Annotated in this window: 16 protein-coding genes; 9 read left to right on the top strand and 7 right to left on the bottom strand. The window is 68.8% G+C overall.

The genetic code is table 11. The features are described from left to right. Positions 1–19: 19 nt before the first annotated feature. Entirely contained in the window at positions 20–1,045 is a 1,026-nt protein-coding gene (gene glpX / locus ABZ717_RS12595; protein ID WP_358508771.1) for a class II fructose-bisphosphatase, read from the bottom strand. A gap of 172 nt (positions 1,046–1,217) precedes the next feature. Between glpX and ABZ717_RS12590 the strand changes: the two genes are divergently transcribed. Together ABZ717_RS12590 and ABZ717_RS12585 are read left to right on the top strand one after the other, a co-directional pair. Then, positions 1,218–1,868, top strand: a complete 651-nt coding sequence (locus tag ABZ717_RS12590) for a TetR/AcrR family transcriptional regulator (RefSeq protein ID WP_358508880.1) — start codon at positions 1,218–1,220, stop codon at positions 1,866–1,868. A 49-nt stretch (positions 1,869–1,917) separates the two neighbouring features. After that, complete coding sequence (locus tag ABZ717_RS12585) at positions 1,918–2,493, top strand: DUF4245 domain-containing protein (RefSeq protein WP_358508769.1); 576 nt, start codon at positions 1,918–1,920, stop codon at positions 2,491–2,493. Positions 2,494–2,496: 3 nt separating this feature from the next. On the opposite strand, the gene ABZ717_RS12580 is transcribed toward ABZ717_RS12585, so the two are convergent. Next, entirely contained in the window at positions 2,497–2,889 is a 393-nt protein-coding gene (locus ABZ717_RS12580) for a VOC family protein (protein ID WP_358508767.1), read from the bottom strand. Between the two features lie 225 nt (positions 2,890–3,114). Beyond that, positions 3,115–4,086, bottom strand: coding sequence for a 4-hydroxy-3-methylbut-2-enyl diphosphate reductase (locus ABZ717_RS12575; RefSeq protein ID WP_358508765.1), 972 nt, complete (start codon positions 4,084–4,086; stop codon positions 3,115–3,117). Between the two features lie 298 nt (positions 4,087–4,384). On the opposite strand from ABZ717_RS12575, the gene ABZ717_RS12570 reads away from it, so the two are divergent. From ABZ717_RS12570 to ABZ717_RS12550, 5 genes are all read left to right on the top strand, one after another. Then, positions 4,385–5,062 (top strand): hypothetical protein, encoded by a 678-nt coding sequence (locus tag ABZ717_RS12570; protein ID WP_358508763.1) that lies wholly within the window; start codon positions 4,385–4,387, stop codon positions 5,060–5,062. A gap of 109 nt (positions 5,063–5,171) precedes the next feature. Beyond that, positions 5,172–5,720: a TetR/AcrR family transcriptional regulator gene (locus tag ABZ717_RS12565; RefSeq protein ID WP_358508761.1), complete on the top strand. Its 549-nt coding sequence runs from the start codon at positions 5,172–5,174 to the stop codon at positions 5,718–5,720. Positions 5,721–5,787: 67 nt separating this feature from the next. Continuing rightward, positions 5,788–6,675 (top strand): SDR family oxidoreductase, encoded by an 888-nt coding sequence (locus tag ABZ717_RS12560; RefSeq protein ID WP_358508759.1) that lies wholly within the window; start codon positions 5,788–5,790, stop codon positions 6,673–6,675. 250 nt (positions 6,676–6,925) lie between these two features. Continuing rightward, positions 6,926–8,359 carry an exodeoxyribonuclease VII large subunit gene (gene xseA, locus ABZ717_RS12555; RefSeq protein ID WP_358508757.1) on the top strand — a complete coding sequence of 478 codons (1,434 nt, stop codon included), beginning with the start codon at positions 6,926–6,928 and terminating at the stop codon, positions 8,357–8,359. A gap of 2 nt (positions 8,360–8,361) precedes the next feature. Beyond that, positions 8,362–8,604, top strand: coding sequence for an exodeoxyribonuclease VII small subunit (locus tag ABZ717_RS12550; protein ID WP_358508755.1), 243 nt, complete (start codon positions 8,362–8,364; stop codon positions 8,602–8,604). Between the two features lie 24 nt (positions 8,605–8,628). On the opposite strand, the gene ABZ717_RS12545 is transcribed toward ABZ717_RS12550, so the two are convergent. The 3 genes from ABZ717_RS12545 to ABZ717_RS12535 form a co-directional block, all read right to left on the bottom strand. Next, entirely contained in the window at positions 8,629–9,237 is a 609-nt protein-coding gene (locus ABZ717_RS12545) for a DUF6542 domain-containing protein (RefSeq protein ID WP_358508754.1), read from the bottom strand. Between the two features lie 335 nt (positions 9,238–9,572). Next, positions 9,573–10,832: a DNA recombination protein RmuC gene (locus tag ABZ717_RS12540; protein WP_358508752.1), complete on the bottom strand. Its 1,260-nt coding sequence runs from the start codon at positions 10,830–10,832 to the stop codon at positions 9,573–9,575. Between the two features lie 245 nt (positions 10,833–11,077). After that, positions 11,078–12,043, bottom strand: coding sequence for an FkbM family methyltransferase (locus ABZ717_RS12535; RefSeq protein WP_358508750.1), 966 nt, complete (start codon positions 12,041–12,043; stop codon positions 11,078–11,080). A 212-nt stretch (positions 12,044–12,255) separates the two neighbouring features. Between ABZ717_RS12535 and ychF the strand changes: the two genes are divergently transcribed. Next, the gene (ychF, locus tag ABZ717_RS12530) at positions 12,256–13,344 is read left to right on the top strand and encodes a redox-regulated ATPase YchF (protein ID WP_358508748.1); all 1,089 of its coding nucleotides are present in this window, start codon (positions 12,256–12,258) and stop codon (positions 13,342–13,344) included. A gap of 197 nt (positions 13,345–13,541) precedes the next feature. On the opposite strand, the gene ABZ717_RS12525 is transcribed toward ychF, so the two are convergent. Next, complete coding sequence (locus ABZ717_RS12525) at positions 13,542–13,955, bottom strand: DUF3224 domain-containing protein (protein WP_358508747.1); 414 nt, start codon at positions 13,953–13,955, stop codon at positions 13,542–13,544. 245 nt (positions 13,956–14,200) lie between these two features. On the opposite strand from ABZ717_RS12525, the gene ABZ717_RS12520 reads away from it, so the two are divergent. Then, positions 14,201–15,181 (top strand): LLM class flavin-dependent oxidoreductase, encoded by a 981-nt coding sequence (locus ABZ717_RS12520; protein ID WP_358508745.1) that lies wholly within the window; start codon positions 14,201–14,203, stop codon positions 15,179–15,181. The last annotated feature ends 417 nt before the right edge of the window (positions 15,182–15,598 follow it).

Below are 15,598 nucleotides of genomic sequence, written 5' to 3'. Positions count from 1 at the left end.
CGTGGGAGCGGGTCCGGGCCTACTCCGGGGCGGAGGTCAGATCGACACCGCTGTAGGCGGAGAGCTTGCTCAGCCGGTGCTCGCTGCGCACCTGACGCACGGTGCCGCTGCGGCCGCGCATGACCAGTGAGTCGGTGATCACACCGGTGGACTCGTAGCGCACCCCGTCCACCATCTCGCCTTCGGTGATGCCGGTCGCGGCGAAGAACACGTCGTCGGAGGCGACCAGGTCGTTCGTGCGCAGGACACGGTCCAGGTCGTGCCCGGCGTCGAGCGCCTTCTGACGCTCCTCGTCGTCCTTGGGCCACAGCCGACCCTGGATGACGCCGCCCAGACACTTCATCGCGCACGCCGTGATGATGCCCTCCGGGGTGCCACCGATGCCCAGCATCAGGTCCACGCCCGTCCCGGGACGGGCCGCCATGATCGCGCCCGCCACGTCACCGTCACTGATGAACTTGATGCGCGCGCCCGCGTCCCGAACGTCCTGCACCAACTGCTTGTGGCGCGGACGGTCCAGGATGACGACCGTGATGTCCTGCGGTGACTTGCCCTTGGCCCGCGCCACCGCGGCGATGTTGTCGGCGACCGGCGCGGCGATGTCCACCACGTCGGCGGCCTCGGGGCCGGTGGCCAGCTTCTCCATGTAGAACACGGCGGAAGGGTCGAACATGGTGTTGCGCGGGCTCATCGCGATCACCGCGATGGCGTTGGGCATGCCCATGGCGGCCAGGGTGGTGCCGTCGATCGGGTCGACCGCCACGTCCCAGTCGTGGCCACCGCCGTCGCCGACACGCTCGCCGTTGTAGAGCATGGGGGCGCTGTCCTTCTCGCCCTCGCCGATCACCACGGTGCCGTTCATCGACACGGTGCTGATCATGTGGCGCATCCCGCGCACGGCGGCACCGTCGGCCCCGATCTTGTCGCCCTTACCGACCCAACGGGCAGCGGCCAGTGCGGCGGTCTCGGTGACGCGGACCAGTTCCAGCGCGAGGTTTCGGTCGGGTACCGAGTGCTGCGTGGACGGGCTGCCGGGCTGCGACATGGAGGTGACACCTTCCGTCTGGGAACAGGGTGGAGTTCACGTCTTAGGGTAGTCACCCCGGGTGTTTCCTGGTCATCGCGGGTGGGGCGGGTCCAATGGGGGCGTGACCGCACCTCGAAGACCCGTAACGGTCTACCCTGGCGGGGACCCGGACAGGAGTGAGGGCGTGACAGTGGACAAGACGGACAAGCCCGCGCGGGCCTCCGCGCGAGGCGCGGCCACCCGCACCTCCCTACTGAAGGCGGCGGCCCAGGTCTTTCGTACGGTGGGGTTCGCGAAGGCGGGTGTCAGCGAGGTCGTCTCGGTCGCGGGTGCCAGCGTGGGCAGCCTCTACCACCACTTCACCGGCAAGGCGGACCTGTACCTGGCGCTGTACGAGGAGTTCCAGCAGCGGCAACAGGAGCGGACCCACCAGGCGGTGCGTGAGGCGCGCGTCGATGGTGAGAGTGATCCCACACGGCTGATGAACATCGCGGCCCACGCCTACCTGCTCGGCGCCATCGAGGAACGGGAGACCACCCGGCTGTTCTTCAGCGGCGACGGGCCTCCCGGCTTCGACTACCAGCTGCGGTCGCGGCTCACCCAGTGGACCGACCGCAACGTGGCGCTGTTCCGCAAGGCCGACGAACCGGTCGATGAGGCGCTGCTGATCGTGGTGAGCGGTTCGATGCTGTTGGCCGTCGCCGAGGTGGTCTACCGCGACGACATCGACGCGCACAAGCTCGCCGACGACATCACCGGACTGCTCACAGAACTGGAACCCCGCAACCGTCGCCAGGAGAGCCCCGCGGCCCCGGGGCCCGCCACCCCGGACCCCGCTTGAGGGACCCCGGGTCGAAGTGGCTCCAGACCTGCGGCAAGCTGGACAGGTCATGAGTGAGAACAGCAGGGCCAACGCCACCTTCAAGAACTACGCCATCTCCCTCGGGGTCGTCGTCGGAATCCTCCTGGTGATGGCCTTCGTTGTCTCCACGCGTTCGGGCGAGAACATCCCCACCGTGGACTACCGCCCGGACATCGAGGTGATGCGTCAGTCCGCCGACTACGAGGTGACCGCACCCTCGGAGGACATGCCGCGGGGGTGGACCCCCACCAGCTCGCACCTGGACGTGACCGGTCCGGTGTCGTGGAGCATCGGCTTCGCGACACCGCAGGACAGCCACGCCATGCTGACCCAGAGCGACGCCGACCCGGACAAGGTGATCGCCGACCACGTCAAGGACGCCGAACCGGTCGGTTCCGTCATGGTCGCCGACCGGGAGTGGGAGCAGTTCGAGGCCGACGACTGGGGCGCCCTCGTCCAGCGCGGCGACGACCGGACCCTGATCATCTCCGGCAGTACCTCCCTGGACGAGTTCGCCGTCCTCGCCGAACACATGGAGACCTACCCCGTCCCGGAGAAGGACGACGAGGCCTCCGAGGAGGAGACGGAACCCGAGGGCTCCTGATCCCTAGTCGGGGCTGTGTTCCATGGCCCGCCGGTCGGAGGCGCTGCGCAGTACGCAGAACTCGTTGCCCTCGGGGTCGGCCAGGATCGCCCACCCCGAGCCGTCCGGCTCTCGGTGGTCGCCGACGAAGGTGGCGCCGAGCCCCAACAGCCGTTCCACCTCCAGCTCCCGAGTGGTCTCCGGGCGCAGGCACAGGTGGATCCGGTTCTTGATCTCCTTGGGCTCGGGCACCTGGTTGAAGTGCAGCACCGGTCCCTCCGCCAACAGCACCAGGGTCTCCTCATCGCCGGGTCGGCTCTCCGGGTGCACGGGACGGCCGGTCACCGCGCTCCAGAACCGCGCCAGTTCATAGGCGTCCGTACAGTCGATCGCCACGTTCTGCAGTATCGAAACCATGCGTGGAAGTCTCGGGCATTCGTGTTCCGGGTGCCACCGGTTTACGAACTCCCGGAACGGTGGGCGGTGGATCGTCCACCGGGCGAAGTGGTGTCTCCTCGTGATCGGGGGAGCTCGAACCCTCGGCTTCGTGCAGCCCACGACCCGCACGCGAAACGGGCCCCGAGGAACCACGGAGGTTCCTCGGGGCCCGTTCGTCGTACGGGTCGTTTCTCGGCGCGGGTGCTACTCGGCGCGAAGGTCGCGGCGCAGCTCCTTGGGCAGCGAGAAGGTGAGGGTCTCCTCGGCGGTGGTCACCGGGGTGACGGATCCGTACCCGTGTGCGGAGAGCTTGTCGAGGAGTTCGCGCACCAGGATGTCGGGGACGGACGCGCCACTGGTCACACCCACGGTGGTGACGCCCTCCAGCCAGGCCTCTTCCATGAGGGTGGCGTTGTCGATCAGGTAGGAGGCGTTCGCGCCGGCGTCGAGGGCGACCTCGACCAGGCGGACGGAGTTGGACGAGTTGTCCGAACCCACCACGATGACCAGCTCGCACTCGGGCGCCATGGCCTTGACGGCGTCCTGGCGGTTGGAGGTGGCGTAGCAGATGTCGTCGCTGGGCGGAGCCAGCAGGTTCGGGAACTTCTTGCGCAGCGCGTCCACGGTCTCGTTGGTCTCGTCCACCGACAGGGTGGTCTGAGACAACCAGGACACGTTGTTCGGGTCGCGGACCTGGACCTTGTCGACCTCGTCCGGGCTCTCCACGATCTGGATGTGCTCGGGGGCCTGGCCGCTGGTGCCCTCGACCTCCTCATGGCCGATGTGGCCGATGAGGACGATGTCGCGGTCCTCGGCGGCGAATCGCTTCGCCTCCTTGTGGACCTTGGTGACCAGTGGACACGTGGCGTCGATGGTCTTGAGTTGGCGCTTCTCGGCCTGCTCGTGGACGGCGGGCGATACACCGTGCGCGGAGAAGACGACGATGGCGCCCTCGGGCACCTCCTCGGTCTCCTCCACGAAGATCGCGCCGCGCTCCTCCAGGGTGCGCACGACGTGCGTGTTGTGCACGATCTGTTTGCGCACGTAGATCGGGGCGCCGTACTGCTCAAGGGCTTTCTCGACGGTGATGACCGCTCGGTCGACACCGGCGCAGTAGCCCCGGGGGTTGGCCAGGAGCACACGACGTTGGTTCGTGGCAGTCGTCATCGCAGTCATGGCATACATCCTAGGTGCGATCGTGGGATGTGGGAGCGGGTGTGGGATACGGCACCGTCGGGGTCAGGCCTATGGTGGAGACCACGACCAGGTGACGTCGCCGCAACAGAACGTACCCGGTTGGGCCGCGACGTGGCGAAATCGTTCACTTGCGGCCAGCTCATGGTGATCCTCCCTCATCTATCCTGGTTCACCAATCGCATCAGTTATGAGGCGGTTCGCCCTCAACTCGGCCTTGCCTGGTTTGCTGGACGCGCGCCGCCGGCCCAACGCCGAGAGCATCAGGAGCCCCCGTCCTATGTCGAACCCGACCATCGCCACGAAGCTGACCTCCTTCATCAAGGGCATCTTCGGGCGTAAGGACCCGGTCGTCACGACCGTTCCGGAGCAGCCGGAGAAGAAGGACGAAGCCCCCGCGTCCGAGACCACGGCGCAGGAGAGCGCCGAGGTGGAGACCACCTCCGAGGTTTCTCCGGAGCAGGAGAAGCCCACCGAAGAGAAGGCCGAAGTGGAGGTCGAGGAGAAGCCCGAGCCGGTCGTCGAGGCCACCGCTCCCACGGCGATCCCCGTCACCGAGGCGGACTCCACCGAGACCACCGAGGTCACCGACGCCACCGAGGCCGCCAAGCTGGTCGAGGAGATCCGGGAAGAACCCTCCGTCCCCGCCACCGCCGACCTCGCCGAGGACGGCTCCGCGCTGGCCGAGGAGCTCAGCGCCGCCGAGGCGCACACCACCGTCGCCAGCGACGAGGTCCTGGAGAAGGTTCGCAAGGGCAACGCCCCCGCGGTCGAGGACCTGGCCGTCCCGACCTACGACGAGCTCACCCTGCCGTCGATCCGGGCCCGCCTGCGCAAGCTCACCATCGAGCAGGTGCGCGACCTGCGCGCCTACGAGGTGGCCCACCAGGGTCGTCCCGAGTTCATCAAGATGTACGACAACCGCATCGCCAAGCTGGAGGCGGAAGCCGGGGCCTGAGTGCGGTTTCGCGGAAGCGGAAGATGGGGCGAGGGATCCGATCCCTCGCCCCTTTTTCGTTGCTCCGAGGGGTTGACGCCTATTTGGTAGTGAGTGTTTACTATCAAACATGACGACAGGGCGGAGACCACGGGTCGGAATCGAACGGCGCCGCGAGCAGATCCTCGCGGCGGGGCTGAAGGAGTTCAGTCACAAGGGGTTCCACGGTGGTTCGACCGTGGCCATCGCCAAGGACGTCGAGATCTCGCACCCCAACCTCTTCCGGGTCTACTCCACGAAGAAGGAACTCTTCGTGGCGGTGCTGGAGAAGACCTTCGCCGACATCGAGCGGGAGATGCTCGTTCCGGGGGAGAGGGCCGAAGAGGATCCGTTGCAGGTCATGTCGGACGGCTGGGGCGTGCTGATGGAGCGCCGCGAGGTGATGCTCATCCTGCTCCAGGGGTACGCGGCCGCCAACGATCCCGACATCCGCGACGTGATGCACGAGTGGACGCGGGACGTCTTCGAGCGTTTCGAGGCGCTGCCGAAGGTCGACACCGACCAGGCGCACGAATTCTTCGCCGACGGAATGCTCTACATGGTGGCCGCCTCGATCGGGCTGCCCGGCCGTGCCGAGTCCGACGAGTGGGCCGAACGCTTCCTGTCCTCCGGGAACTGAACCTTTCCCGTGGCGGGCAGGGCCCGCCTTTTTTCGCCCATTGATAGTGACTACTCACTATTGAGTAATGATGCCACCCACGCAGAAGGAGACCCTCGCGATGAACTCGCCCACCGTGCTCGTGACCGGAGCCACCGGAACCATCGGTTCGGCCCTGATCCCCGAACTCCAGGCGCGCGGCGCCACCGTCCGCGCCATGACCCGCGACCCCCGACGTTCCGTGCCCGGCGCCGAGACCGTCGTCGCCGACCTCAAGGACCCCGAATCGGTCGCCGCGGCCCTCGAAGGCGTCGACACGGCCTTCCTCAACAGCCCCTCCGAGGAGGGCGCCGCCGACCTCCAGATCCGGTTCGTCGACCTCGCCCACAAGCTCGGTGTGCGCCGCCTCGTGCTGCTCTCCCAGTACGCCGCCCGCCTCGACTCGCCGGTGCGGTTCCTGCGCTGGCACGCCGAGGTCGAGGAGCACGTGCGGCGGTCGGGCATCGACCACACGGTGCTGCGCCCCAACCTCTACCTGCAGGCCCTGCTCGGCTTCGCCGCGACCATCGAGCAGGGGTGGTTCGCCGCTCCCATCGGTGGCGCGGCCGTGAGCGCGATCGACACCCGCGACATCTCGGCCGCCGCGGCCGAGGCACTGGTCGGGGAGGGGCACTCGGGCCGGATCCACACCCTGACCGGACCCAGGGCCGTGACCCACGACGAGATCGCCCGTGCCCTGTCCTCGGCCACCGGGCGGGAGATCGCCTTCCACGAGGCGACCGACGAGCGGTTCTCCGAAGCGCTCTCGGGTGTGCTTCCGCGGTGGCAGTTGGCGGGCCTCGTCGAGGACTACGCCCACTACGCCAGGGGAGAGGCCGCCGAGGTGCACACCGGCGTCGCCGACCTGACCGGACGTCCCCCTCGCGACGTCACCGACTTCGCCCGCGACCACGCCGACGCGTTCGGCCGGGCCTGACCACCGTCCCCGCCTTCACCCACATCCCCCAAGCACACCATCACACCGACCACCCCTCGCCCCCGAACCCGGCGCGGGCCTGCGCTTCGTACTCACCAGCCCGCGCCGGATCCGCGCGGTCGCGCGCTTCCCGTCCTTCTTCGCGACCTCCGCCGTGCGCCGGCGTCCCACGTCGGCCGACCGGGTCGCGCCGAACCGCCGAGCCCGACGAATCGGGAACTGTCGCCATCCTGGCCTAGGCTCTGGAGCCATGGGTATGGAGAGTTCCGCGGAGTCACCGCAGCCGGTCCGGGCCGTGCTCCAAGCGGTCGGGGGTTGGATCGACCGCTTGGGCGCGATCTGGGTCGAGGGTCAGGTCGCCGAACTCAACTCGCGTGGCCGGATGACCTACCTGACGCTGCGCGACCCCGTCGCCAACGCCTCGGTCCGGGTCATCTGTGAGACCGCCGTACTGCGCCGCCAGGATCCACCACCAGGACCCGGCGACCGCGTGGTCGCCCACGCCAAGCCCGACTTCTACCAGTTCAGGGGCACGTTCTCGCTGCGTGCCCGGGAGATCCGACACGTCGGCGTCGGTGAGCTGCTGGCCCGGCTCGAACAGCTGCGCCGCACCCTCACCTCCGAGGGCGTGTTCGCCTCCGAGCGCAAGCGCCCCCTGCCGTTCCTGCCCAACACCGTGGGGCTGATCTGTGGTCGGGACTCGGCGGCCGAGCGCGACGTCCTGGAGAACGGGCGCCGCCGTTGGCCCGCGGTGCGCTTCGAGGTGCGTCCGGTGGCAGTGCAGGGCGATCGAGCCACCCGTGAGGTCATCGAGGCCCTACGGGACCTGGACGCGCGCCCCGAGGTCGACGTCATCGTCATCGCCCGTGGTGGCGGCTCCATGGAGGACCTGCTGCCCTTCTCCGACGAGGCGCTGGTGCGCGCCGTCGCCGCGGCGGCCACACCCGTGGTCAGCGCGATCGGGCACGAGCAGGACACCCCGTTGCTGGACCACGTCGCCGACGTGCGCGCCTCCACCCCCACCGACGCCGCCAAGAGGACCATCCCGGACGTGGGGGAGCAGTTGGAGATCATCCGACAGCTGCGCGACCGCGGTCGCCGGGTGATCGGTGGCGGGTTGGAACGCGAACTCACCTGGCTGGCGGGGATCCGGGCCCGCCCGGTGCTGGCCGATCCGGTTCGCGAGACCGAACGCCTCACGGAGCAGGTCCTGGAGCTGCGCGACCGGGCCCGACGCAGCCTGACGATCTCGCTGGACCGGGCCAAGGAGGGACTCGGGCACACCGAGGCGCGCCTGCACGCGTTGTCCCCGGCCACCACGTTGGCCCGTGGGTACGCGATCGTGCAGCGCGAGGACGGTTCGGTGGTGCGTTCGGCGACCGAGCCCGAGCTGGGCGAGAAACTGCGTCTGCGCTTCGCCGAGGACGGTCTGACCGCCACCGTGAACGAGGTGGACACCGATCCCGCGGCCGGCCCGGAACCGACCGAGAAGGTGGCCGAAGAGACCGAAGAGACGGGTGAGGCCCGGGAGAAGGCCCCCGCGAAGCCCAAGGCCACCAAGGGGACCACGGCCCGCAAGCGCCCCGCCAAGAGGTCCGGCACGGCGAAGAGGACCGGCGGGACCGGCGGTGGAACCAAGGGCGCCGCCGAGAAGACCACGACCGAGAACACCGAGGGGGAGTAGGCATGACCGAGACGAACGAGGCCCCGGAACCGAGCTACGAGGAGAGCAGGGAGCAGCTGAACGACGTGGTTCGGAAGCTGGAGTCGGGTGGCCTGACCCTCCAGGAGTCCCTCGCCCTGTGGGAGCGCGGGGAGGAGTTGGCGCGAATCTGCGAGCGTTGGCTGGAGGGCGCCCGCGCCAAGCTGGCCGCCGCGATGGATGAGCGACGCGTGGACGCGCCCGCCGACCCCGATACCCCGTTCTGACGTTCACCGGGGGCCGGGGATCGCTCAGCCGCGCCCGTTGAGTTCGTCGCCCAGGGAACGGAGATTCCCGGGCAGGCCCCGGAAGACGGCGATGACCAGCACGAGCGCGGTCCCCAGGAACAGCCAGGGCGCGACCTCGGCGAGCCGGGAGGCCAGCCCCAGGATGAGCACCCGGGCGAACCCCTCGTTGCCGACGGCGAGCACGCTCTCGGCGGCGACCACCGCGACGAAGTAGGCGATCGGCGGACTCACCGACAGCGAGAGCAGGTCGGCCGGGCGGACCAGGGCGGCGGTGGCCAGGCAGGCGAGCGTGAAGATGATGCCGGGAACCGCCGGAACGGAGGCCAGGTTCGCGATCATCGTTCCGGCGAAGCTGCCCAGGACGATGATCAGGACCGCGCCGCGTCCGGTCAGCCGGGGCGGCGCAAGGGCCCCGGGCAAGGTGGTCCCACCGGGAGCGCCGCGTCCGGCGGGGGTCCCGGTGGGACCACCTCGCCCGGTGGTGGTGTTCTTGGTGGTCGTGGGTCGGCCGCGTGTCCTGGACACGTTCGGAACGTCACGACCACGACCGTTGGTCCGCACGAAATACGGGGCCTGTCCTGGCTCCGGACCGTCCGATTTGCGTGGGGGCATGGTCGTGCGCCTCCCAAGTCTGTTACTCACAGTGTTCAGTGTGTCACTTCTAGTGAGTCTCCGGGTGTCTTTCACGGGATCGTGTTGTCATTTCGGCCACTTGCCCGTTCCGGGATTATCGTGCCTTCCACCCCTTGGACGCCGAGATGACCCCAACTGGTTCGGGGCGGTTTCCCCGACTCGGGTGGTTCGTCACCCTCTGTGTCCGAACCTCTTGGTCCCGGTTTGGGTCATGCCCATCTATCCGTTACTCGCACACCGAATGTCGTCGGAATGGGGGGAGTTCGTGTCGGACACGCCACGGACGCCCGAGTCGTTGGCGTCCGGCCCGTGCTTCAGATCGTCGCCGCACCTGGACCGGTCCCGTTCGCGGTGACCCCGTCGAGCCCGTTCTCGCTCAGCTCCGGTGCGGACACCCCGCGCGGACGCTCCTCCAGTCCCGACAACCGGTCCAGCTCGCCGTCGACCAACCCCAGTTCGCCGAACCGACGCGCGGTCACCAGCACCCGGCTCTCCAGGGAACCCACCGTCTGGTTGTAGGCGGACACCGTCCGGGTCAGCGCCCGGCCCAGTCCCTCCACGTGCCCACCCAGGGTCGACAACCGGCCGTGCAACTGCTTGCCCAGATCGAACACCTCACGGGCGTTCTCGCTCAACGCCTCCTGCTGCCAGGCGTACTGCGCGGTCCGCAACAGCGAGATGAGCGTGGTCGGCGTCGCGATGTGCACGCGCCGGGCCATGGCCTCCTCCAACAACCCAGGATCGCGCTCCAACGCCGGCGCCAGGAACGCCTCCCCCGGGATGAAGAGCACCACGAACTCCGGCGACGGGGTGAACGACGCCCAGTACGACTTTGCGGCCAACTGGTCCACGTGGGTGCGCAGGTGTTTGGCGTGCGCGTGCAGCCGCTCCTCCGCGCCCGGACCCTCACCGGCTTCCACGGCGTCCAGGTAGGCGGCCAGCGGCACCTTGGAGTCCACGACGATGTTCTTGCCGCCGGCCAACCGCACCACCATGTCGGGTCGGTGCGCGCCCGCCACGGCCTGTTCCTGGAAGTCGCAGCGCGCGGCCATCCCGGCCAGTTCCGCCACCCGGCGCAGTTGCAGCTCGCCCCACCGGCCACGCGCCTCGGGCCGCCGCAGCGCCGTCACCAGGGACTGGGTCTGGCCGCGCAGACGCTCGGAGCCCTCGCGCACGAGTTCGACCTGCTTGGCGAGCTCGGCGTGCGCCGCGGCCCGCCCGGAGTCAGCCTCGCGCAGTTGGGCCTCCACTCGGCTCAGGGTCTGGGTGAGCGGCTCGACCATCCGTTCCATCGCCCGGCGCCGCTCGTCCAGGTCACCGCCCGCCTCGGCGCTGACCGCCCGCAGTCGTCCCTCGGCCAACTCCATGAATCGTTGGTTGGTCTGGTCCAGGGCCTGCGAGGACATCGCCCGGAACCGGTCCGCGAGCTGTTCCTCCACGTAGGCGGCGCGTTCCTCCGCCGCTCGGGCGTCGGCCCGGACCTGGGCGTCGCGCCCGCGAGCCAGGGCCAGGCCCACTCCGACGCCGATGGCGATACCGATGAGGAGCATGAGTACGAGTAGAAGGCCGTCCATGGGGCCCATGTTCCCGTAGAGAGCGCGGGGATGTGGCCGAAGGCGGACGTTTTCCACAGGGTGTCGAACCGTTCGGTTCGGACGGGGCGCGGACCCTCCCCGAGAAGGGGTTCACCATGCGCACCGTCGAGGGCGCCGGACGCCGCGTCCACCGGGACGACCTGCCAGGTCTGATTTCGGCGCCGGACGGTTGGATCTAGTGCCGACGTGTCCGCCGGGGCCGTACCCCGACGGACGCGCATCGGTCAGTTCGCGGCACCTCCGCACGACTCCAGGGCGGTGCGCCACTCGCGCAGCGACCCCCAGAACGCCTCCGGTGGTTCCTCGGGGGCGAGCAACCACATCCGCTCCCAAGCGGGGGAGGCGCGCCCGCAGATCTGGGTGCGAGGGTCGTAGGGCGGCTCCCCGGCCACCGGGAACCACAGGTACTCCAACGGTTCCACGAGGGCCATCAGGCGTTCCTCCAGACCGCGATCGGGCCTGACCTTGACGAGCATCCAGGGTCGGAAACGGCGCAGGATCTCCAGCCCACCGACCACCACCTCGGGTTCGCTCCCCGCGGTGTCGATCTTCACCATGGTGGGGACACTGCCCGCCGACTCGTTCCACCGGGCCAGGGTCGAGGCCTCCACGGTCAGGTGGTGCAGACCGAGGCGTCCGTTGCGCACGACCTGGTTGCACATGTCGTTGTGCAGCGCCCGTTGGAGTCGGGCCGTGCCGTTGTGGTTGCTCAGGGCCAGTTCGACCACGCCGAAACCGAGGTGGGCCGCCGACGACATCGAGCGCGCGGCCGCCGCGAGCTCGGGCGTGGGCTCGAAGGCGAACACGGGTCGACGCGAACGCGCGGCCGCGAGCATGGCGTACACGCCCACCCCCGCACCCACGTCCAGGACCGCGCCCGGTCCGGTGTGGTCCAGGACCGCCATGAAGCAGGCGAGGCTGTCGGGTTCGTGTCGGGAGAGTCCTCCGACGGCCAGACGGCGGGGGACCGTCAGGTCGCCCGGTAGCCGGAGCTCGACCCGGTCAGGGCCGAGCCCGCGTGTGTCGCCCGCGGTTCGAGGGAGCGTGAGGGTGAGTCGGCGGTGGCGGGGCGGGACGCGGGCGGGGTCGAGGCCACCGAGTCGTCTGGGCAGGTGGACGCGGATGCGGCGGGTGGCGAAACGCACGATCGGGTATCGGCGCACGAGTGCGCGTAGCTGGTCGTGGACCACAGTGTCCCCTTCCCCCAAAGAATGGTGCCGTGGTGGTGTCGCCGATCACCTCGCCGTCCGATCTGTGTGCTTGTTCGGACGTCTCCGTCTCTCCGTCCGAGGTGCCCGGCTTCGCACTCCGAACCTACTCTGAGTAGCCAGTCCTGCGCACTGGGTTTCCATGATTGTTCTCGGTCCTCGCCCACCCCTCGGGACGCATACACTCTGAGCTTGTGAGTCTGTCTATCGGGATCGTCGGCCTGCCCAACGTTGGCAAGTCCACCCTCTTCAACGCGCTGACCAAGAACGACGCTCTGGCCGCGAACTACCCGTTCGCGACCATCGAGCCCAACGTCGGGGTCGTCGGTGTTCCCGATGTCCGGCTCGGGAAGCTGGCCGAGATCTTCGGCTCCGCGAAGATCCTTCCGGCGACGGTGGACTTCGTGGACATCGCCGGCATCGTCCGCGGCGCCTCCACCGGCGAGGGCCTGGGCAACAAGTTCCTCGCCAACATCCGCGAGAGCGACGCCATCTGCCAGGTCATCCGGGCCTTCGAGGACGCCGACGTCACCCACGTCGACGGCGACGTCGAGCCCTCCCGCGACATCGAGACCATCAACACCGAACTGATCCTCGCCGACCTCCAGACCCTGGAGAAGGCGATCCCGCGCCTGGAGAAGGACGCCAAGCGCAACGCCAAGGACAAGGGTGCCCAGGAGCTTCTGGCGGCCGCCAACGCCGCCCAGGAGATCCTGAACGAGGGCACCTCGCTGTCCCAGGCCAAGGGTGTGGACCTGGACCGGCTGCGTGAACTGAGCCTGCTCACCGTCAAGCCGTTCATCTACGTGTTCAACCTCGATAGCGACGAGCTCGCCGACGAGGCCCTGCGCACCAAGCTGCAGGAACTCGTCGCCCCGGCCGAGGCGATCTTCCTCGACGCCAAGATCGAGGCCGAGTTGGCCGAGCTCGACGACGAAGAGGAGGCCCAGGAGCTGCTGGAGTCCCTCGGTCAGACCGAGTCGGGCCTGGCCCAGCTCGCCCGCGTCGGCTTCGCCACACTCGGGTTGCAGACGTACCTGACCGCGGGCCCCAAGGAGGCGCGCGCCTGGACGATCAGGAAGGGCGCGACCGCCCCAGAGGCGGCCGGTGTCATCCACACCGACTTCGAGCGCGGCTTCATCAAGGCCGAGATCGTATCCTTCGACGACCTGGTCGCGAACGGCGACATGGCCGCGGCCCGCGCCGCCGGCAAGGTCCGCATCGAGGGCAAGGAATACGTGATGTCCGACGGCGACGTGGTGGAGTTCCGCTTCAACGTCTGAGCCCCGGGTCCACGGGCGTTCCCCGTCGCGGATCGGTGTGGACACACCGGGACCGTGACACCTTCGTGGCGGTGTTCGCGTTTCGGCGGAAGGTCGCCCGGGCGGCGACCCGATGGACCTTCCGCCGGCCCGTCCCCATCGCTGAGAGGTACCGGCGGGGGCCTCGAAGTGGACCCCGCGCCCGTCTGTTCGCCTCGTTACGGCGCGATCCGGTATTCGAGGTTCAGGTGGTGGGTGCCGTCCGCGTCGATGACGATGCCGCCGGTCCCGGTGATGCCGGAGAGCTCGCCGGTGCCGCTGCCGGGCACGATCAACAGCGTCTCGTGCGAGCGGTCCGAACCGGAGGTCGTGGCGCTGTGGGTGATGTTGCAGGCTCCAGCACGGCCGTTGATCGTCCCCTCGAAGGACTCCAACGCCACGTAGGTCCCGCCACGTTCCTCGTCGAACGCGTACACGAACTGGGTCTGCGCGGTGCCGTCGATCGCCCCGCGGAACTCCTTGCGCATCAGCGCGTACCCGTTCGGCAGACCCGTGGTCACACTCGCCTCGAACGGCTGGGGCACCATCTCCGCCACGGTGAACGTGCCGGTCGCGGTCTCTAACTGACTCATCCTGAATGCTCTTCTTTCCGTTGGCCGTGATCCATCAAGGCTGGAGCATCGTCGTTCGGGGTTCCGATCGGCGGAATCCTCCACGAGATTCAACCATGGGCGAACGCGCTCGGAGCGGTGGTCGCGGTCGCCCTGCCGATGACCTGGTCGATGGGCCCACCACCACGGTGACGAGGAGCGGATAGGTTGAGGGAGGCGGCGAATTCGCCGACCCGGCCATGTTCCTGGAAAGGATGAGAAACGCTGTGCCAGTCCCGCTGAGTATTCTCGACCTCGTCTCCATCTCCGAGGGGTCGACGGCCCGCGAGGGCATCGCGGCGTCGATGTCCGCGGCGAGGCTGGCCGACGACCTCGGCTACACCCGACTCTGGTTCGCCGAGCACCACAACACCATGAACCTGGCCGCCAGCGCCACGGCGCTGCTGATCGACCAGGCCGCCACGGTCACCGAGCGGATCCGAGTGGGATCGGGCGGCGTGATGCTCCCCAACCACGCTCCGCTCATGGTGGCCGAGCAGTACGGCACGCTGGCCAACATCCACGGTGACCGCATCGACCTCGGCCTGGGTCGGGCCCCCGGCACCGACATGATGACGGCCCAGGCACTGAGCCGCTCCTCGGCCGAACCGCAGGCGTTCGCGGAGAACATCTTCGACCTCCAGGGGTGGTTCGGCGACGAGGGAAGAAGCCGCAGCGCGCCCATCGCCTCGGCTGTGTCCAAGGGCACCGAGGTCCCCATCTGGGTCCTCGGCTCCACCGTCAACGGCGCCTCCATCGCCGGTCAGCTCGGACTGCCGTTCTCCGTCGCCTCGCACTTCGCGCCCGACCAGCTCGATGCCGCGATCGAGGTCTACCGGAGCAGCTTCACCGCCGACGCGCCGACCGCGCAGATCGACGAGCCCTACGTCATGGCCGGCATCAACGTCATGGTGGCCGACAGTGACGCCGAGGCCGAGCGCGAGTACACCACCCTGGTCCAGATGTTCGGGGACATCGCGAGTGGCAGGAGCCGCAAGCTCCAGCCGCCGATCGATCCGTCCGAGGCACGGGGCGGGGACAACCCGATGCTCAGCATCAAGGCCGTGGGCGGCCCGGAGACCGCCGTGCGGCAGCTGAGCGAGTTCGCCGAGCGCACGGGCGCCGACGAGCTCATCACCGTGACCTACGCCTACGACCCGGCCGTCCGTGAACGCTCACTCCGGCTGCTGGCCGAGAACTGGTTCTGATCCCACCTCGCCCGGCACCGGGCGGCCTCCGCGGCACGTGGCCGAGCGCCGACGAGGTCGGCGCGGGCATCACGGTCCACGGCGGCCGCCCGGTGCATCCGGCCGCGTCGGTGGAACACCACCGAGATCCGATATCCTGGAGACGCCTGAAAGATCTTGGCTGGTGTGGTTATTCCAGCCCTCACTCTCTTGAGATGCAGTCGTACCCGACGGTGCGAACCCGAGGCGCCCGATACCTCTTACCCAAGGGGCGGCGCCACCGTCTGCATCGAGGGCGTCGTCGTCCCTGAAAAGGAACCGACGTTGAGCAAGAAGAGCATCTTTCTCTCCCAGATCATCATGACCTTCATCATGGCCGCGACGATGTCGGGTCTCCTGGGCATGATCTTCTCCGGTGGCCCGTCCATGGAGTGGCTG

It is taken from the genome of Nocardiopsis sp. NPDC006832, from assembly GCF_040635885.1.
Taxonomy (GTDB): Bacteria; Actinomycetota; Actinomycetes; order Streptosporangiales; family Streptosporangiaceae; genus Nocardiopsis.
This window is presented reverse-complemented; position numbering and strand designations above follow the sequence as displayed.